Annotated in this window: 16 protein-coding genes and 1 riboswitch; of the genes, 7 read left to right on the forward strand and 9 right to left on the reverse strand. The window is 46.7% G+C overall.

Annotation, left to right across the window (positions count from 1 at the left end):
- Positions 1–44: 44 nt before the first annotated feature.
- Positions 45–1,724 (reverse strand): hypothetical protein, encoded by a 1,680-nt coding sequence (locus SLU01_RS09175; protein WP_147057526.1) that lies wholly within the window; start codon positions 1,722–1,724, stop codon positions 45–47.
- 133 nt (positions 1,725–1,857) lie between these two features.
- On the opposite strand from SLU01_RS09175, the gene SLU01_RS09180 reads away from it, so the two are divergent.
- On the forward strand, positions 1,858–2,562 hold the full coding sequence (locus SLU01_RS09180) for a hypothetical protein (protein WP_147057528.1): 705 nt from the start codon (positions 1,858–1,860) through the stop codon (positions 2,560–2,562).
- A 40-nt stretch (positions 2,563–2,602) separates the two neighbouring features.
- Here the strand turns inward: SLU01_RS09180 and bioB are convergent, their stop codons facing one another.
- The 3 genes from bioB to SLU01_RS09195 all read right to left on the reverse strand — a co-directional run bounded on the left by bioB (position 2,603) and on the right by SLU01_RS09195 (position 4,585).
- Positions 2,603–3,607 carry a biotin synthase BioB gene (bioB, locus tag SLU01_RS09185; RefSeq protein ID WP_147057531.1) on the reverse strand — a complete coding sequence of 335 codons (1,005 nt, stop codon included), beginning with the start codon at positions 3,605–3,607 and terminating at the stop codon, positions 2,603–2,605.
- Positions 3,604–4,200 carry a biotin transporter BioY gene (locus SLU01_RS09190; protein ID WP_147057533.1) on the reverse strand — a complete coding sequence of 199 codons (597 nt, stop codon included), beginning with the start codon at positions 4,198–4,200 and terminating at the stop codon, positions 3,604–3,606. The genes bioB and SLU01_RS09190 overlap by 4 nt, the downstream gene beginning before the upstream one ends.
- Positions 4,201–4,399: 199 nt before the next feature.
- The gene (locus SLU01_RS09195; RefSeq protein ID WP_147057536.1) at positions 4,400–4,585 is read right to left on the reverse strand and encodes a hypothetical protein; all 186 of its coding nucleotides are present in this window, start codon (positions 4,583–4,585) and stop codon (positions 4,400–4,402) included.
- 113 nt (positions 4,586–4,698) lie between these two features.
- Positions 4,699–4,808, forward strand: a riboswitch (SAM riboswitch).
- 82 nt (positions 4,809–4,890) lie between these two features.
- Between SLU01_RS09195 and SLU01_RS09200 the strand changes: the two genes are divergently transcribed.
- Complete coding sequence (locus SLU01_RS09200; RefSeq protein ID WP_147057538.1) at positions 4,891–6,738, forward strand: bifunctional homocysteine S-methyltransferase/methylenetetrahydrofolate reductase; 1,848 nt, start codon at positions 4,891–4,893, stop codon at positions 6,736–6,738.
- The gene (gene metH, locus SLU01_RS09205; protein ID WP_147057540.1) at positions 6,731–10,168 is read left to right on the forward strand and encodes a methionine synthase; all 3,438 of its coding nucleotides are present in this window, start codon (positions 6,731–6,733) and stop codon (positions 10,166–10,168) included. Before SLU01_RS09200 ends, metH begins: the two co-directional genes overlap by 8 nt.
- Before the next feature lie 60 nt (positions 10,169–10,228).
- Here metH and SLU01_RS09210 read toward each other — a convergent pair whose 3' ends face one another.
- Both SLU01_RS09210 and SLU01_RS09215 read right to left on the reverse strand, forming a co-directional pair.
- Positions 10,229–10,504 (reverse strand): hypothetical protein, encoded by a 276-nt coding sequence (locus SLU01_RS09210; RefSeq protein WP_174842638.1) that lies wholly within the window; start codon positions 10,502–10,504, stop codon positions 10,229–10,231.
- Positions 10,505–10,721: 217 nt separating this feature from the next.
- Positions 10,722–10,901 carry a hypothetical protein gene (locus SLU01_RS09215; protein ID WP_147057542.1) on the reverse strand — a complete coding sequence of 60 codons (180 nt, stop codon included), beginning with the start codon at positions 10,899–10,901 and terminating at the stop codon, positions 10,722–10,724.
- Positions 10,902–11,094: 193 nt separating this feature from the next.
- Here SLU01_RS09215 and SLU01_RS09220 point away from each other — a divergent pair, with 193 nt between their 5' ends.
- Positions 11,095–11,487 carry a thiol-disulfide oxidoreductase DCC family protein gene (locus SLU01_RS09220; protein WP_147057544.1) on the forward strand — a complete coding sequence of 131 codons (393 nt, stop codon included), beginning with the start codon at positions 11,095–11,097 and terminating at the stop codon, positions 11,485–11,487.
- 191 nt (positions 11,488–11,678) lie between these two features.
- Positions 11,679–13,328, forward strand: a complete 1,650-nt coding sequence (locus tag SLU01_RS09225) for an S-layer homology domain-containing protein (RefSeq protein ID WP_147057546.1) — start codon at positions 11,679–11,681, stop codon at positions 13,326–13,328.
- 202 nt (positions 13,329–13,530) lie between these two features.
- Here the strand turns inward: SLU01_RS09225 and SLU01_RS09230 are convergent, their stop codons facing one another.
- Complete coding sequence (locus tag SLU01_RS09230) at positions 13,531–13,893, reverse strand: DUF779 domain-containing protein (protein ID WP_147057548.1); 363 nt, start codon at positions 13,891–13,893, stop codon at positions 13,531–13,533.
- A 50-nt stretch (positions 13,894–13,943) separates the two neighbouring features.
- Complete coding sequence (adh, locus tag SLU01_RS09235) at positions 13,944–15,485, reverse strand: aldehyde dehydrogenase (RefSeq protein WP_147057550.1); 1,542 nt, start codon at positions 15,483–15,485, stop codon at positions 13,944–13,946.
- Positions 15,486–15,768: 283 nt separating this feature from the next.
- Here adh and SLU01_RS09240 point away from each other — a divergent pair, with 283 nt between their 5' ends.
- Entirely contained in the window at positions 15,769–16,932 is a 1,164-nt protein-coding gene (locus SLU01_RS09240) for a S1C family serine protease (RefSeq protein ID WP_147057552.1), read from the forward strand.
- Positions 16,933–16,974: 42 nt separating this feature from the next.
- Here SLU01_RS09240 and SLU01_RS09245 read toward each other — a convergent pair whose 3' ends face one another.
- Positions 16,975–17,991, reverse strand: a complete 1,017-nt coding sequence (locus SLU01_RS09245) for an asparaginase (protein ID WP_147057554.1) — start codon at positions 17,989–17,991, stop codon at positions 16,975–16,977.
- A 178-nt stretch (positions 17,992–18,169) separates the two neighbouring features.
- On the opposite strand from SLU01_RS09245, the gene SLU01_RS09250 reads away from it, so the two are divergent.
- Complete coding sequence (locus SLU01_RS09250; RefSeq protein ID WP_147057556.1) at positions 18,170–19,096, forward strand: dipeptidase; 927 nt, start codon at positions 18,170–18,172, stop codon at positions 19,094–19,096.
- The last annotated feature ends 30 nt before the right edge of the window (positions 19,097–19,126 follow it).

Here is a 19,126-nt window from a genome sequence, read left to right on the forward strand (position 1 = left end):
GTAAATCGGAGCAACCCTTTTTCGATGGTGGCAGGCACCCATACTTATTCGATTGTTTTATTGTTCATTTCCTTGACGGGTAGGAATAGTTCGCCTGTTTCGTAATAAGTGAATGTCAGGTGATCGCCTTCCTCAGTATAGATCGCCAATGGAACGGATTCCGTTGATACGATATAGTTGCGGCCGTCGTCTGCAAAAATGGAAACGATTGTAAAGTCGCCGGCTCGTTCCTTGTAGACACGCACGACAGTAACCGAAGCTTTACCTTCCTCTGCGTCCGAACTGCCATCGACTGTGTTTCCGCCGCGTTGCAACGCAGTTTTATAAAGCCTTAACGCTTCATTCGGAGAATTGGCGTAAACGGACACTTCCGGATTTGCGGCCGATACGATGAAGTAGTTTTGCAAGAAGCCATTGGAGTCAAGTACTGGCGTCAGCCAGCTCGCTTCTCCGTAGAAGTTGTAGAGAACAGGCATTTCTCCGGTCCATTTCTTCTCGATGAACTTCTTCTCGATGATTTGCAACGCGCCTTGCGAATCCATATAGGATTCTTCCAAATTCCCCGTATAATAAATTCCCTGGCCGGTCCGTCCATCCGTCAACGCGTACCCCAGCATTGAATCGACTTCTTCTTTCGGACTTGTGAAATCCGTGAAATAAAACATATGCCCGTTTTCATCAAATACAGGGCTGACATTTGCTTCGACTCCTTCGTCCGAAGGCAGTTTCACATCCTTCTTCCCGAAAACGGAATTCCAGAAACCATGCACGTATTTTCCGAAGTAGCTATTTTGCAGGCTGACGGCTTCCGGTGAAACCGCACCATCGATAAATTCAGGCACTTGGGATAGTGGATATTGGTTCACTTCTCCGGTGTCAGGGTCAACCATGACAATCCCTTGTACATCAAACCCATTCCTTGCCGTGATAAAATTACCGTACGATCGGATATAATGTGGCTTCCCGTCATCATCAATTTCGAGTTGGACATCGCCGTAGAAAATAAGATCCGGCTTTGCCATCCGCATATGACGTTCCACTTGCTTATGAAAGAATGAAGATGGCGTGTAAGCCATTTCTGTTTTAACAAATTTCGGATTGTCAGCCGAATCGGTCGCGCTCATTGTAAAATAACCAGGTGTCGTCTTTCCATTCCACCATTTGAAAAAGCCCGAAAACTCGACTGGCGCAATATAGACGAAGTCGCCGTTAACCTTTTGGATTTGCAAGTGGCCCAGTTCGTAATAACTCGTGTTCGGTACTTGATTGAACGACTTTTTCATCTTATTCCGCGCAAATTTCGGCGGTACACTTGCGGGTGTCTTTGTTTCGTCAAAAGCTTTAATTTCCTCTTGCTGATCCATTTCCATCGCTTCATACTTTTGATTAGCATTGAAAAGCGGCGCACTGAGGATGAACGCGCTCACCGCCAAAGATGCCAAAAGCAAAACCACTTTGGCGCTCCGCTCTTTCCCCGTTGCAAAAACGACACCAAGAATCGTTGCAATCAGAAGCAACGCCCAAAGCGACGTCCAGTTCCTGTCCATATTTGTTACATAATAAAATCCGAAAGTAATCAAACCTATAAGTACGACCGTTGCCGATAACGCCCCAATCCGGTTGAAAGCAGCCTCCCCGGTTTCTTTCGACACAGATGTAAATGGAACGATAATAATCGCGGCAACTATCCCGGCGACTAATGAAAATAGTAATAAATTTATCATATCAACACTCTCTTCTATAGAATAGTAACCCTCTTCAACTATACGAATGAACACGCAAAACGATTCATGTTTTTTATGAAACTTTCCCCATTTAGTACCGTACAAGTACAGAGACGAGAGGAGTTGAACCACTATGCAGAAAAATGTTTTCCCTACTGACAAGGTACCCTCCAAAATGCCAGTTGGAAAAAGAATTTATTATTACCTTGCTCTTTCCTTCTTCGGGGCGTTCGGCGTTGCACTATTATACTTGGCCTTCGATACACTCTCAGACGGGGATTGGCTAGTTGCAGCCCTACTCGGCGGGATTTCCCTGTTCATCGGATGGATAGTCATTAAACTTCTAATGCTGCCCCGGCAAAAAGGGCCAACAGCAGTCACAAAAGTGGAGGAACCAGGGGGCTACACAATCTATTCTACAAACGAGTGGACCGGTGAAACGGAGTCCGTCATCTTTCATTACGCTCAAATAACAGACTTGATCATCGGCATCTGGACCAATCTGGGATTCAAAGGAAGGAAAAATGATTACGTCGGCGCACGGCTTCTTTATCGGTATAAGGATACGAACGGAAAAATGAAATACGTGGATACAACCATCATTAGTGAATCCTCTTTAGCAGAATGGGTTGAAGTAATTCGAAAAAATCAAATCCCATCCCGCATAACGAACCTGAATATCTCGGCAGTGAAAGAAATGCAATTTGATGAAATGCTTGATAGAATCGAAGCCATTCCATTTGACGGTTCAATCTCGGTGAAGGACTATTTTATGCAACAAGAGGACTTCTCACTATGGCAACCTCCTTCATTGAAAAAAAGCAATCCTTCCAGTTGACGTTCATCATCTGGTTGGATTGCCCTTTATCTTTATTTAATCAGATTGTCATCGGGCGTTTTGCCAACGGCTCCAAATCGACCTCAAAACCTAAGTCTTCTAACATCTGCCTGTCCCGGTCACCCTCTTGTCCCGCTGTCGTCAAATAATCGCCTATGAAGATTGAATTTGCCGGATAAAGTCCGAGCGGCTGAAGCGATCGTAAATTCAATTCGCGCCCACCCGAAATCCGGATTTCTTTTGTCGGATTCATAAAACGGAAGAGACATAGCACCTTCAAGCAATAGCGCGGTGTCAACTCATCCGTTCCTTCAAGCGGTGTCCCATCCACCGCGTGCAAAAAGTTTACTGGAATTGAATCGGCGTCCATCTCATGCAGGCTGCGTGCCATTGCGATGACATCTCTTTTCGTCTCCCGCATACCGATAATCACACCCGAACAAGGTGAAATTCCTGCTTCCTTCGCCATTTCCACCGTACTCACGCGGTCATCATACGTATGGGATGTCGTGATGCTATCATGATGTGCAGCGGATGTATTGATATTATGGTTGTACCGGTCGACCCCCGCTTCTTTCAGACGTTTTGCCTGTTCAGGTTTCAAGATGCCAAGGCATGCGCAGACAGTCATACTGCGATGTTTTGCTTTAATTTCTTTAACGGAATCAATGACGATTTCAAGTTCCCGGTTTACAGGACCCCGCCCACTTGCAACAATGCAATACGTGCCCGCATTTACCGATGCCGCACGATCAGCACCCGCTACGATCTCTTCCTGTTTCATCATTGCATATTTTTCAATCGGAGCTTTTGAAACAATAGATTGCGCACAATAGCCGCAGTTTTCCGGGCATAATCCGGACTTAGTATTGATGATCATGTTCAGCTTCACTTTATTTCCAAAATAATGTTTTCGAATTTCATAGGATGCTTGCAGCAGTGGAAGGAGATCATCGTCCGCGCAATCCAAAATGAAATGCGCTTCCCGATCCGACAATTCTCCGCCAGCCAACACACGGTCTGCCAGTTCCCGATAAATCGTCAATGTGCACGCCTCACTTTCAGAACCTTATACATCCGATGGCCAAAAATCCCCGCAAGGATCGACAAGAGAATGTCTTTCGGCAGCGGCGGCACCATCCAGATCCAAGCAACTTTATATGTGAATGCATCAGGCGCTGCTGACCATAATTTATAAGCGAAATACAACCAATTCGTCCCAAACAAATAATTTACACTCATACCAACCAAAGCTGCGATGACATAGCTTCTCAAGCTTCCGTTCTTTTCAACAATCTTCCCCGCGACATACGCAACTAGTATGAACGACACGACGAAGCCAAAAGTAGGTACTAAAATGAAGCCGAATCCGCCTTGAAATTTCGAAAAAATCGGTGCCCCCGCTAAGCCAACCACCATATAAACCGTCATCGAAATGGCTCCGAGACGGCTACCAAGGAGAAGACCCGCCAAGACGGCGAAAAATGTTTGTAATGTTATCGGTACCCCACCGATCACTAGGAACGGAACAAACGAAGTAATATTCGCCCCGATCATCATCAATGCGGCAAACATCCCACAATAGACGAGACTGAGCGCACTCATCCCACTTTTTGATTTCACTGTAGCTGTTGTCATAAATACACCCCATCATTTGAGTTATCTTTAACAGAATAAAAGTTAACTCAACTTGTGTCAACCTATTTTTAATATTAGTTAACATATTTATTTTCATGCGTGATTAAGAATATTTAAGAACTTTTGAAAGTATTTATACGTGTATATACGGATTTTCCGTTTAAAAAAATCGATAGCATATTCCGCTACCGACTTTTCATCAATGATCTTTATCTTCACTTTTTGGGAATAAAAAATGGGCGAGTATACCGCTTAAGATTGCTGCCCCAATCGTTATCCATACTCTGGATGTCCCTGGCACTTCCTGAAAGTTCTTATGGAGCATATACCATGAAATTCCTGCGACAAGGAGTGCAATCGGAATGGAAAATTTAAAAATCCTCAACGTTTTCACCTTCTACTTTTTGTTCATACGCCCATTCTATCACAATTCGGGTATTGACGTATTGTACATTTAACGATATGATGTGTTAAATTATTCAAACAACTATATATTGATTCTTATCAAGAGAAGCCGAGGGACTGGCCCGTCGAAGCTTCAGCAACCAACCGTTATTGCCGGTAAGGTGCTAATTCCAGCAGGTCGCTAGCGGCCTGGCAGATGAGAAGAAGAGCGAACTATCGCATTTTAAAAGCCTTCTTTTCGAGAAGGCTTTTTTATTTTTATATAACACGGGAGGATGATGGGGCATGAACTTACTTAAGAGATTGCAAAAGGAAATACTCGTTGCAGACGGGGCGATGGGGACCTTGCTTTATTCATACGGCATTGACTTTTGTTATGAAGAATTGAATGTTGAAAAGCCTGAAGTGATTGAAAAAATCCACCAAGATTATATTGCTGCCGGCGCGGATGTCATTCAGACAAATACGTACGGTGCGAACGCCCTTAAACTCGCCCGTTATGGCATGGAAAAAAGGGTGAAGGAGTTCAACGAAGCAGCGATCAGGATTGCAAAGCGCGCAGCAGCCCCCGGCAATCAGTACGTCCTTGGCACGATTGGAGGATTGCGCGGCATTCGAAAAAGTGACGCATCGCTTGACGAAGTGGTAACGATGGTACGTGAACAGGCAGACGCCTTGCTTTCAGGCGATCCTGATGGACTATTACTCGAAACATACTATGATTTCGAAGAATTATCGACGGTCGTCAAAGAACTGCGAACATTAACCGATATGCCGATCATTGCGCAAGTTTCAATGGATGAACCCGGCATCTTGCAAAATGGGATGCAGCTCAATGACGCACTACATCAGCTCGAAACTCTTGGAGCGGATATCGTCGGCGTTAACTGCCGATTGGGCCCTTACCATACAATCCAGGCATTCGAGAATGTGACGCTGCCGAATCACGCTTTCTTATCCGCCGCCCCTAATGCAAGCTTGCTCGATGTCGAGGACGGCAGGATTGTCTATTCGTCCGAAGCCGATTATTTCGGTCGTGCCGCAACGTTTCTTCGTGAGGAAGGCGTCCGTCTCATCGGCGGATGCTGCGGCACAACTCCGATGCATATCGCTGCTGCGAAAAAGCATTTGAAAGGGTTGGCACCGATTACGAAAAAAACGGTCACTCCACAAAAGCCGATCGTCATACGGGAAGCGGAGCCTGCAAAACACGAACCCTTGCACATTAAAGCCAAAACGGAGCGGACGGTCATCGTGGAGTTAGACACACCCCGGCATTTGGAGACCGATAACTATTTTGAAGGAGCAAACCTGCTATATGAAGCAGGCGTGGATGCAATCACAATGGCGGATAATTCCCTAGCCTCCCCCCGCATCAGCAATATGGCCATGGGGTCGATGTTGAAGCATGAACATAATGTTCGTCCGCTCGTCCACTTGACGTGTCGTGATCATAACTTGATCGGCTTGCAATCACACTTGATGGGGCTAGATGCGCTCGGCGTCCACGATATTCTCGCTGTCACGGGAGACCCGACGAAAGTTGGCGATTTCCCTGGGGCGACAAGCGTCTATGACGTCTCCAGCATGGAATTATTGCAGCTCATTAAACAATTAAACGAAGGAATTTCCTTCACAGGCAAGTCACTGCGCAAAAAAGCAAAGTTCTCTGTCGCCGCTGCATTTAATCCGAATGTCCGGGTTCTCGACCGAGCTGTTCAACGCCTTGAAAAGAAGATTGAATGCGGTGCGGATTACTTCATCACACAACCGGTCTACACGAAAGAGAAAATCATCGACATTTACGAAGCAACGAAGCATCTCGATACACCGATCTTCATCGGCATCATGCCGCTAACGAATATAAGAAACGCGGAATTCATGCATCATGAAGTACCTGGCATCAAACTATCCGAAGAGGTTCTCGGAAGGATGGCCGCTTGCGGAGATGACCGTGAAAAAGCGACACAGGAAGGCATCGATATCGCAAAGGAACTGATCGACACAGCCGCAGAACTATTCAACGGCATCTATATCATTACCCCATTCCTCCGATATGACATGTCTTTGGAACTGATCACCCATATTAAAGAACTTGACGAGGAAAAGGAGAGGAAGATTGTCCATGCCTAAACATCCAATCGAACAACAACTGAAAAACAGAATCCTCATCATAGACGGAGCGATGGGCACGATGCTGCAGGCGGAGGATCTCTCTGCAGACGATTTCGGCGGAGAGGAATACGAAGGCTGCAACGAATACTTGAACATTCTTCGACCTGATATTCTTGATAACATTCATCGTTCCTATTTGGAGGCAGGCGCGGATATCATCTGCACGAACACTTTCGGAGGCACTCCCCTCGTACTCGACGAATTCAGCCTCGGCCACCGTGCTTCGGAAATCAACAAAAAGGCTGTGGAAATCGCGAAACAGTGCGCAGCCGACTATTCGACTTCAGAGTGGCCGCGTTTCGTCGCCGGTGCAATCGGGCCGACAACGAAGACACTTTCCGTCACGGGAGGCATTACTTTCGATAAGCTTTCAGAGGAATTTTACGTTCAGGCGAAGGCATTGATCGAAGGCGGTGCCGATCTTTTATTGATGGAAACGAGCCAAGATATGCTTAACGTAAAAGCGGGTACAATCGGGATCAAACGGGCATTCGATGAAACGGGCATCGAGCTGCCGGTCATGATTTCAGGGACGATTGAGCCGATGGGTACGACATTAGCCGGGCAAAGCATCGAAGCGTTCTATATTTCCATTGAGCATATTAAGCCGCTTTCCGTCGGATTGAACTGTGCAACAGGACCGGAATTCATGACCGATCATTTGCGCTCGCTTTCCGAATTGTCGACAGGCTTCGTCACTTGCTATCCGAACGCGGGTCTCCCAGACGAGGAAGGCCACTACCATGAATCGCCGGAATCATTATCCATGAAGTTGAAAGGATTTGCGGAAAAAGGGTGGCTGAATATGGTCGGCGGTTGTTGCGGAACGACTCCTGACCATATCCGTGCAATACGAGAAGCGGTTGCCGGTCTTGCTCCGCGCCAAAAGCCGGAAAGCGGGCATGAGCATGCGGTTTCAGGAATTGAACCGTTATTGTACGATCCATCGATGCGCCCGTTGTTAATCGGCGAGCGAACGAACGTCATCGGTTCAAGAAAATTTAAACGCTTGATTGTCGATGAGAAATTCGAGGAGGCTTCCGAGATTGCACGCGCCCAAGTGCGCGGAGGCGCCCATGTCCTTGACATCTGTCTCGCAAACCCCGATCGAGACGAACTGGAAGACATGAAGAACTTCATGCAGGAAGTCGTCAAAAAGGTGAAAGTTCCTCTCGTCATTGATTCGACAGATGAAAATGTCATCGAAGAAGCATTGAAATATTCACAAGGGAAAGCGATCATCAACTCCATCAACTTGGAGGATGGCGAAGAACGGTTCGACGCTGTCCTTCCCCTTGTGAAAAAGTTTGGTGCAGCGGTTGTCGTCGGGACGATCGATGAAACCGGTATGGCAGTGACGCGGGAACGAAAGCTCGAAGTAGCGGAACGATCCTATGACCTGCTTGTGAATAAATGGGGATTGGCGCCTGAAGATATCATTTTCGATCCGCTCGTATTCCCTGTCGGAACGGGTGATGAGCAGTACATCGGTTCTGCAGTCGAAACGATTGAAGGCATCAGGTTGATTAAAGAGAAAATGCCCCGTTGCTTGACGACGCTTGGTGTGAGCAACGTGTCTTTCGGACTCCCCCCTGTTGGCCGGGAAGTACTGAACGCGGTGTATTTGTATCATTGCACCCAGGCAGGTCTCGATTACGCGATTGTCAATACAGAGAAATTGGAACGCTACGCTTCGATTCCAGAGAATGAAATAAAACTTGCGAATGATCTGTTGTTCACGACGACTGATCAGACGCTTGCGGATTTCACGGACTTTTACCGAGATAAGAAAAAGGAGAAGACCGAGGATGATATTCCGAAGACGGTTCCCGAACGATTGGCTTATTACGTTGTAGAGGGTACGAAGGAAGGGTTGATTCCCGACTTGGAGGCGGCGCTACAGATGTATGATACGCCCCTTGAGGTTATTAACGGACCGTTGATGGAAGGGATGTCAGAGGTCGGCCGTCTGTTCAATGATAACCAGCTGATTGTAGCGGAAGTGTTGCAAAGTGCGGAAGTGATGAAGGCTTCGGTCTCATTCCTTGAGCAGTTCATGGAGAAGAAAGAGGACGATTCCGGGAAAGGGAAAATTGTGTTGGCGACGGTCAAAGGGGATGTACATGACATCGGGAAGAACTTAGTCGATATCATTTTAAGCAATAACGGATTCCGGGTCATTGATATCGGCATTAAAGTGACGCCGGCAACGCTCATCGACGTCATTCGAAAAGAGAAGCCGGATATTATCGGTTTGTCCGGTTTGCTTGTAAAATCGGCGCAACAGATGGTGATTACTGCGCAGGATTTCAAGGCGGCGGGTATTAATACTCCTGTCATGGTCGGAGGAGCAGCATTGACGCGCAGATTTACGGAGACGAAAATTGCTGCAGAATATGATGGTCCCGTCATTTATGCGAAGGATGCGATGCAAGGGCTTGAGCTCGCGAATCGATTGCAGAGCGGCGAGAAAGAGACTTTGCTGAGCGAGCTTGTCGAGAAGCAGGAGAAGCGGCTCGAGTCGGAGGCGATCCGCGCGACACGGGATACGGCAGTTGCCGTTTTACCGAGGCCAGTGAAGACGGTGCGGGAGGACGCACCGGTGTTTGTCCCTTCCGATTTACGGCGACGTGTCATGAAGGATTATTCGGTTTCCCATTTGTATCCGTACGTCAATATGCGGACGCTGATCGGGCATCATCTAGGTTTGCGTGGCAATGTCGACAAGATGCTTTCGGATAAAGAAGAGCGCGCTGTGCAGCTAAGCGAAATGGTGACCGGATTTTTGGAGTCGGGCAATCTTTCGGCTTCCGGCATGTATCAATTCTTCCCTGCACAGGCGGACGGTGATGATGTGATCATTTATGATCCGATTGATGCGCAGACAGAAATCGAGCGCTTCACGTTCCCCCGTCAAAGCAAGGAGCCGTTCCTCTGCCTTGCCGACTTTTTGAAGACTGTCGACAGCGGCGAGATGGACTATGTTGCGTTCATGCAAGTGACAGCAGGGCATGGCGTGCGGAATTATGCGAATCAGTTAAAGGCGGAAGGGAAGTTTCTTGAGAGCCATGCGTTCCAAGCGACGGCACTTGAATTGGCGGAAGGATTCGCGGAGCGTGTCCACCAAGAAATCCGTGACCAATGGGGCTTTCCGGATGCAACGGATTTCACGATGCGCGACCGATTCGCCGCAAAATACCAGGGGCAACGCTTTTCGTTCGGCTATCCGGCTTGTCCAAATTTGGACGATCAAGCAAAGCTGTTCGGTTTGTTGAAGCCGGAAGATATCGGCGTCTATTTAACAGAAGAATTCATGATGGAGCCCGAAGCATCCGTATCAGCAATCGTCTTCGCACACCCCGATGCAAGATATTTCAACGTCGACTGAGGTGCCTGTCACCCAAAAAAGCTGTTCCGCCGAATAGTCGGCGGGACAGCTTTTGTTATTTTAGAATGGTCTTCTTCCGAAACCGAAGCCGCCGCCTCTGCCTCCTCTTCCGAAACCAGGCCCCTGCCCTGGGAAAACTGGCGCGCCCATTACGTTTTCCGTTGTTTCCGTGTAGTAATGCCTTGGCGTGACAACAGGATGTTGTCTATTTACGTTAACAATCGGATGGATAAACGGTTGTTCAACTGGGAAGAATTGGTCATGGTAACGACATTGTGTCGGGCATACGATTGGTTGCATTTGAGTGTTTTGTGGCATTTGGTTCATCGGCATCATGTGGTTTCCTCCACATTGTCCTCCGCAGCGTCCCCCACATTGTCCTCCACAGTGTCCATGTTGCATCATCATCTTCACTCACCCCCTCCTTCTATTACATGTTCAAAAGTACCGGATAGACGGGCGAGCGACCATAGACGCAAGAAATTCCTGTTTCATCTGACTAACATAAAAAAGGCACTTCCCCATGATGTGGGAAGTGCCCATTACCGTTTGGCTATTGATATGTCTTTGGCAGTTCACTAGCGTCAAAACCGGAAGCTTCTTTCAATTTCATCTTACGGTCGTCCATCGGATAATGGACAGGTGAACCTTCATCAATCATTTCAAGCGATGCGATGAAATCGGGGTCCTGTCTGCGTTCCATTTCGACCGGATCAATGAATTGGCGTTCCATTCAAATCACCCTCCAACTCATAATACACGAGGCTTGTGACGAGAAATGCACGAAAGTCTAATGAATGAATAACGTCCAGCTATTTTCTATTACTATACTAAATTTTCTGTCAGATGTAAAGATTGTTGATTTCCGTTTCGATACGGCCAAAAAGGATATAATGATGGTAAGAACGTCGGAAGGAGGAGCGCTCATGAAACGTATTGTGTTATTTGACGGGGAATGTAATTTCTGCAATTCCAGTGTACAGTTTATTATTAAACGAGATCCCGCTGCCCATTTTCTTTTTTCCTCATTACAAAGCGAAACAGGCGAAAAGTATGTGAAGCAGTATCACATTCCAAGTGATGTGGATAGTCTTGTGTTAATAGCGAATGGCAAGGCGTATACGAAGTCATCCGCCGCGTTGCATATTGCGAAAAAGCTGGATGGTCTGTGGCATCTCCTTTTCCTATTTATACTCGTCCCTCGTCGTATCCGTGACGGCGCCTATGATTATTTTGCGCGGAATCGGTATCGCTGGTTCGGGAAAAATGAAGAGGCATGCATGCTCCCCTCCCCGGAAATTAGGAAACGCTTTATTTGACGACTTCGCTTCTCCCTATGAGGAGGAGCGTTTTTTTAGTTGCATTTCTCATATGTTTGTCTCCATAGACATAAACTTCAAAACAACCTGCAAGGGAACTTTCTATATATCCGACTAGGGATTATGTAAATAGGTTGAAAGTTTCGTAATTGCCAGGTAAAATTTAGAAAACAGTTGTAAAGGGAGGAAACATGAGAAAAAAAATCATTTTTAATCTGTTTGCTGTGTTGTCGTTAGTATTGTATTTTGGACTTGCTCCACTTCAAATTGTAAGCGCTGACACTCCCGTGGAAGAAAATACTGAGCAAGCCACCACCGCTCCATCGTGGATTGCCGGAGCCAATTATCTTGCTTTAGGGGATTCACTTGCAGCAGGAATGATTCACCTTGGCGCTATGGGTGACGGTTATGCCGATTACTTGGCAAATTCATTGTCTGAAAGCGAACTTCTACTGTCTTTCAGTAAAGCATTTGCCGAAAATGGCTATACGGCAGCTGATGTATTAAAAGACATCGAAGGAAATGTAACGCGGGAATTAGCTGATGGCCAGTCCATAAAACTCCATGACGCGATTGCGCAAGCAAATTTGATTACGATTAGTGCTGGAGCGAATGATGTGCTTGGTCATATCAGTCTTGACAAGGAAACTGGGGAGATTAAATTTGACGCTGAAGCGATCAAGCAGGAGATCCAGCAAGTAGGGTTGAATCTCATGAATGTTGTCACTGCCATCCATAAAATTAATCCAGATGCGCAAATCTATTTGATGGGTTATTACAATCCGTTCCCTCATATGCCTGAGGAAATTCAACCGATGCTTGAGCAGTTGCTCGTTGGCATTAATACGGCTATCGCAACAGTCGCGAAGCTGCCAAACGTTGAATGGGTCGAGACGGCCAATGTTATTGCGGCAGATATAGAAGGCTATTTGCCAACCGGGAAGGATATCCATTTAACCTCTGAAGGTTATAAAGTTGTTGCAAAGCAGTTTTTGGATAAAGTACAAGCTGAGTATTCTTGGATTCCAGCTGACGCTATGGTATCTGAAGAAGTGACAACCGATTCAGTTACGCTTCAATGGAAACCGGCGACTCCGAAAGATCAAGTCACGATGTATAACATTTATAACGGCGACGAAAAGATCGGTTCAGTGGAAGGCGATGTGTTCACGTTCACAGTTGATGGGTTAGATGAAGGACAGGCTTACACGTTCTCGATTGTCGCTGTTGATGTAGATGGGAATGAAAGCGAAAAAAATCCTTCGTTGACAGTGACGACTGAGGCTGTTGTTCCTTTATTCTCCGATATCAAAGGGCACTGGGCGGAGGATGCAATAGAACAAGCTGCGATGCTTGGTGTTTTTAAAGGACATCATGACGGGACATTCAAGCCGGAGGACGCACTGACACGTGCACAAGCCGCTTCAGTTTTTGTACGGGCATTGAACTTGCCGACGACTGACGTTGTGGCACCTTTCGATGATATCGGGGATTATGCGGCGGAAACACAATCCGATATCCAAATTGCATTTGCAAATGGACTTATCAAAGGGGATAACGGCCATTTCAAACCGACGGAAAATGTGACACGTGCGCAGTTGGCTCTAATGGTGTGGCGCGTAGCAGCGAATGAACTTGGTGGCGACATTCCTGTATCCAATTCATTTACACCACCAACTGATATGGGCGACTATGATGCAGAGTCAGTCCAGGCAATTTCCGTGATGAGCGAACTTGGCGTCATCTCATTGGAGGATGGAGCTTTCCATCCGACTAAACCTGCGACACGTGCATTTGCGGCGAGTCTATTAACGAAGTTGTTAAGTTTAACGAATCAATAAGAGGAAAAGAGACTGTCCGGAAATTTGATGAATCAGATTTCTGGCAGTCTCTTTTTTGTTGTGAGGTTTTATGAGCGCAGGTTATAGGTTTATGAGCGCTTCTCCGGCTTTATGAGCGCGGGTTGCGGGTTTATGAGCAATCGCACTAATGAAACAGGACTGTCCAGAAAGTCAGTAAAAACTAACTTTCCGGACAGTCCCTTTATGTTTGTTGTTTGAGCCTTTCATTTTCTTCCGACGTGAAAGCCCGCGACCGTGTAAGAAATCGCTTCCCTTCCACCCCTTCCAAGGAAAACATGCCTCCCCTCCCATCCACAACATCGATAATTAGCTGTGTATGTTTCCAGTACTCGAACTGGTTTTTATGCATATAGAAAGGTGCGCCGCCAATATGTCCAAGTAGGACGTCTTGATCGCCGATGATCAGATCGCCTTCCGGGTAGCACATCGGGGAGGAGCCATCGCAACAGCCTCCTGATTGGTGAAACATCAAGGGGCCGTGCTTTCCTTTCAATATATCGATCAATTCCAATGCGGCGTCCGTTGCAAGAACGCGTTCAGGCATCGACATGACTCCTTTCCTCATTCATCCCGTCACGTTTGGACGAGGGGTGATCAAAAGAATCCTTGTTTGTCTTCGCTATAGCTGACGAGCATGTTTTTCGTCTGTTGGTAATGCGACAGCATTTGCAGGTGGTTTTCACGTCCAATACCGGATGCCTTATAGCCTCCGAATGCCGCATGTGCAGGATACGCATGGTAGCAGTTCGTCCAGACACGTCCTGCTTCAATGCCTCGACCGAATCGATATGCCGTGTTCATATCGCGCGTCCAGACACCTGATCCCAGTCCATATAGCGTGTCATTTGCAATTTCCAACGCTTCTTCCTTCGTTTTGAACGTCGTGACGGAAACGACCGGTCCGAAGATCTCTTCTTGGAAGATCCGCATTTTATTATGCCCTTTGAATACTGTCGGTTGGATGTAGTAGCCCTCTTCAAAATCGCCGTCGAGTTTATTCCGCTCGCCGCCAGTCAGGCACTCGGCTCCTTCCTGCTTCCCAATATCAAGGTATGATACAATCTTCTCCATTTGCTCTGTCGAGGCTTGCGCACCCATCATCACGGTTGGATCAAGCGGGTTGCCGATCTTGATGGCCTTCACGCGCTCGAGTGCCCGTTCCATGAACTTGTCGTAAATGGATTCCTGAATCAATGCACGCGAAGGACATGTGCATACTTCACCTTGATTCAAGGCAAACATGACGAAGCCTTCAATCGCTTTATCCAAGAACGCATCGTCTTCTGCCATGACGTCCTCAAAGAAAATATTTGGCGATTTCCCGCCAAGCTCCAGCGTCATAGGGATCAAATTCTGAGACGCATATTGCATGATAAGGCGGCCTGTTGTCGTCTCGCCTGTAAATGCTATTTTCCCAATCCGCGGATTTGATGCAAGCGGCTTCCCTGCTTCTAGACCAAACCCGTTGACGATATTGACGACTCCTGCCGGCAATAAATCCTCAATTAATTCCATCAATACAAGAATGGATGACGGAGTTTGCTCCGCCGGTTTCAGCACAACACAGTTCCCTGCGGCTAGTGCAGGAGCAAGCTTCCAAACTGCCATCAGTATCGGGAAGTTCCAAGGAATGATTTGGCCGACTACCCCAATCGGCTCATGGAAATGGTAAGCTACTGTATTGTTATCGATCTGGCTGACGCCGCCTTCTTGCGCGCGGATAGCAGAAGCGAAGTATCTGAAGTGATCAATGGCAAGCGGTAAATCGGCATTCAATGTTTCACGCACCGCTTTACCATTTTCCCACGTTTCAGCAACAGCAAGCATCTCAAGATTCTGTTCCATACGATCAGCGATCTTCAACAAGATATTCGCACGTTCCGTAACCGAAGTCTGCCCCCAAGCATCCTTCGCAGCATGAGCCGCGTCAAGCGCAAGCTCAATATCTTCCGCAGTCGACCGCGCCACTTGCGTAAACACTTTACCTGTCACCGGCGTTGGATTATCAAAGTATTGTCCATTCACCGGGGCTGTCCATTTTCCGCCGATGAAATTATCATAGCGTTCCTTGAAATTCACTTTTGCCCCTTCAGTGTTCGGAAATGCATAAACGTGACTCTCTACAGCTTGTACCATGTTCCATTCCTCCCTATTCTTTATAGATTGCTATGGTAAGTGCAAATTTTGCACACAAAGCCAGGGTATGCTGAGGCATGCAACGCCATTCCAAATGTATGCGTTTACATTTTAACTTAATTAAGTGAACAGTCTGCGAATTCATTCTATCTGATTATATTGGTAATTGCAAGTCTAATAGCTTGTTACCACTTTGTTTACCTTTTGTTCATTTCACCGTAATAATTTGTTCATATTTCCTCCTTACAATGAAATCAACGAGTACAAGAGAGGGGTATTATTTATGGAAAGTACTTTTTTAAAACGTTTCATTTCCACGGTAGGTGCTGGGGTTCTCGGGTCGGCACTTACAATCGGGGTTGTCGTCAACACGGATGTATTGCAGCCGACTGCACAACAGGAAAAGACAGCTGCTGTTACGGATAGTTCATCTTCAAAGACACCGAATTTCATGCAAACTTCTGCGAACGCCAGTAACTCTTTATCCGATATGGTCGAGTATGCATCAAAAGGAATCGTCGGTGTATCGAACTTCCAAACGACTGGCAACCGGTTCGCTGGCAGCTCGGAGCTGTCGGAATACGGCACAGGATCAGGCGTCATCTATAAAATCGATGGCAACGATGCCTATATCGTGACGAATAATCACGTCATTGAAGGGGCGGGAAAAATTGAAGTGACGTTGCATGGAGGTGAAAAGGAAGTCGCTGAGCTGATCGGAAGTGATGCATTGACCGACTTGGCCGTATTGAAAATCAGTGGCAAACATGTCGACACCGCTCTGGAATTCGGGGATTCGGACCAGTTGCGTGCGGGTGATTCAGTCGTCGCAATCGGCAATCCACTCAGCTTAGACTTCTCCGGCACCGTTACGCAAGGCATCATCAGTGCTCCAACACGTTCCATCGACGTAAAAACGACTGCGGGCAACTGGGAAGCGGACGTCATCCAAACTGACGCAGCCATCAACCCCGGCAACAGTGGGGGCGCACTCATTAACACGGAAGGCAAAGTTATCGGCATCAACAGTTTGAAAATCGCGGAAAGCGGCGTGGAAGGCATTGGCTTCGCAATTCCAAGCAACGATGTCGTTCCGTTAGTTGAAGAAATTACGAAAAACGGCAAAATCGAACGGCCATATATCGGTATCGGCCTCGCAGACTTGGCCGACGTTCCGTATATGTATGTGCAGCATCTTCCACAAGAAGTGAATGGCGGCGTCATGGTTACAAGCGTCGATCCGACATCTGCAGCAGGCAAAGCCGGATTGAAGGAACAGGACGTCATCACAGCTATCAACGGCAGTGAAGTCAACAACGGCATGGAGCTCCGCAAACTTCTTTATTCCGAGCTTTCGATTGGAGACAAAGCAACATTCACCGTCTATAGCGGCAAAGAAAAACGCACAGTTGAATTGACGTTGACGAGCAATTCGCTTGTAGAATAAATGAATACACCTCTGCCATTTCTTGTGGCAGAGGTGTTTATGTTAGACGATTGCCTTATTATAGATAGAAAATGCAGGACGCAGCATTCCTATTTCTTCTTTCCTAGCATTCAATAAAACCGGATAATGATAGCTTTCCAAATTCCTCAATTCCTCTTCCTCAATTAACCCCATCTGACTAAGGACCTCCATAACGACAGCAGAAGTTGCACGGCTATTTCCGTCTTCGATTTTCACTGCAATACCGATCCCTGCGCTTGGAATCCCTACACAATAGACTCCTTCCGCCCCTACCTTGCCAAACATTTTCCCATTCATCACCTTCATGAAATCCGTACAGAAACGCGATGTGCCGCCCACCATTTCCGGGGCATTCATCATGGCGGAAGTAACGCGACGGATTGATTGTCTCCGGGTTTCTTCAAATTCACTCGGATCCGCCATTCTCGCAAAACTTAGGGCTAAGTTTTGCAACGGGACACCATGAACCGGCACACCGCAGCCATCAATACCAATCTCTATATTTTCTTTGGGAACATCGGTCAACTCGCTTATGACTGAAAGGATTCGTTGTTGGACGGGATGGTCAATCTTATAATAATCCTCCACTGTTTCATTCATATGCTTAGCCGTCGCCAACATCCCGCTATGCTTTCCGGAACAGTTATTGTAAATCGGTGTAATCTCTTTCCCTTCTTTGACGACATTTTCATATGCCGCCTGCCATCTCGGCGGGTGTGTGCCGCATTTCAAATCTTCCACTCCCAAACCTAATCTATCCAGGATTGCGGCGGCCCTATCAGTATGCTGCAGCTCGCCGTTATGGGAAGCGCAAGCCAATGATATGTCCCCATCATCGAGCCGATAATGATCGGCAGCACCCGTTTCGATAATCGGAATCGCTTGCAATGGCTTCATGGAAGATCGTGCGTAAATAACCTTCTCAATCTCTCCCAATGAAGCAAGGACTTCCCCCTTCGCGTTGACGACTGCTATATTTCCTCTATGTATACTTTCAACCAATTGACCCCGTTCAACATTCACCAGCACCTTTGACATTTGCCACACTCCCCATTCTCTTTCTATTCAAAATTAGTATAAAGGCAACAGTAATCTATTACAATAGAACAATCCAATTAGTTTAACTGTTACGGCATCTTGAAAGCAGCTTGCCAGTTTGTTACTGTTGAAAGTGAAGTCGGATTATTTAGTCGACTACCCAAAGGGAGGGCTGGATTTGAATATCATTGATTTGCATTGCGACGTTTTATTGAAATTGTATGCAGCAAAAGGGGATTTGTCATTTCAACATGCAACAGAGCTTGATGTGAACTACGACAAGCTGAAGCAAGGCGGGGTTAAAATACAGGCCTTCGCGATTTTCGTTCCTCCATCCATCAAGTCGGACCAGAAATTTCAAGTTGCCTTAGATCAGATTCATTATTTTTATACCGAAGTTATAGCGAAAAACCCCAATTTGAAAGTGCTTAAAAACTGGAAGGATTTTGACCAACTTGCCGACGGAGAAATCGGGGCTTTTCTAACGCTTGAGGGAGTCGATTGCATTGGGAATGACTTGCAAAAACTGTCGATTCTTTACGAATTAGGAGTACGTTCGATAGGGCTGACCTGGAATAATTCAAATTTAGCTGCAGACGGAGCTGGAGAAGAACGGGGAGCCGGTCTTACCGTGTTCGGCAAAGAAATCATTCAATTTTGCAATGAAAACAAAATCCTATCCGATGTTTCCCATTTATGTGAGCGTTCCTTCTGGGACGTTATGGAATTGGCCAATCACCCGATTGCTAGCCACTCCAATTCACAGGCGATTTGCAATCATAGAAGGAATTTAACGGATGAGCAGGCTACACATTTATTCAAAAAGAACGGGTTAGTTCATGTTGTCTACTGTCCTCCTTTCATTACCGAACAAGGGCCTGCATCCATTTCAGATCTTATTACACATATTGACCACTTCTGTTCAATTGGTGGTGTGAAACATATTGGCTTGGGTTCAGATTTCGACGGTATTTCTGATAAAGTCGTCAATCTTGAAGATGCTTCCATGCACCCAGCATTAATCAACGAGCTTTTGAAAAAGTATAGTGAGGATGAAGTGAAAGGGTTTGCGTACCAAAACTTTCTTGACCTTCGTCCTCGGTAAGACAGAAGGGGCAGTCCATCCCAGACTGCC

It is taken from the genome of Sporosarcina luteola, assembly GCF_007991495.1.
In the GTDB taxonomy this organism is placed as follows: Bacteria; Bacillota; Bacilli; order Bacillales_A; family Planococcaceae; genus Sporosarcina; species Sporosarcina luteola.

Coding starts and splice junctions, on each gene's coding strand:
- SLU01_RS09215 (WP_147057542.1), bottom strand. CDS start 10,901: ATGGAACGCCAATTCATTGATCCGGTCGAAATGGAACGCAGACAGGAC.
- adh (WP_147057550.1), bottom strand. CDS start 15,485: ATGGTACAAGCTGTAGAGAGTCACGTTTATGCATTTCCGAACACTGAA.
- SLU01_RS09240 (WP_147057552.1), top strand. CDS start 15,769: ATGGAAAGTACTTTTTTAAAACGTTTCATTTCCACGGTAGGTGCTGGG.
- SLU01_RS09180 (WP_147057528.1), top strand. CDS start 1,858: ATGCAGAAAAATGTTTTCCCTACTGACAAGGTACCCTCCAAAATGCCA.
- metH (WP_147057540.1), top strand. CDS start 6,731: ATGCCTAAACATCCAATCGAACAACAACTGAAAAACAGAATCCTCATC.
- SLU01_RS09175 (WP_147057526.1), bottom strand. CDS start 1,724: ATGATAAATTTATTACTATTTTCATTAGTCGCCGGGATAGTTGCCGCG.
- SLU01_RS09230 (WP_147057548.1), bottom strand. CDS start 13,893: ATGCCTGAACGCGTTCTTGCAACGGACGCCGCATTGGAATTGATCGAT.
- SLU01_RS09245 (WP_147057554.1), bottom strand. CDS start 17,991: ATGTCAAAGGTGCTGGTGAATGTTGAACGGGGTCAATTGGTTGAAAGT.
- SLU01_RS09220 (WP_147057544.1), top strand. CDS start 11,095: ATGAAACGTATTGTGTTATTTGACGGGGAATGTAATTTCTGCAATTCC.
- SLU01_RS09225 (WP_147057546.1), top strand. CDS start 11,679: ATGAGAAAAAAAATCATTTTTAATCTGTTTGCTGTGTTGTCGTTAGTA.
- SLU01_RS09200 (WP_147057538.1), top strand. CDS start 4,891: ATGAACTTACTTAAGAGATTGCAAAAGGAAATACTCGTTGCAGACGGG.
- SLU01_RS09210 (WP_174842638.1), bottom strand. CDS start 10,504: ATGATGCCGATGAACCAAATGCCACAAAACACTCAAATGCAACCAATC.
- SLU01_RS09190 (WP_147057533.1), bottom strand. CDS start 4,200: ATGACAACAGCTACAGTGAAATCAAAAAGTGGGATGAGTGCGCTCAGT.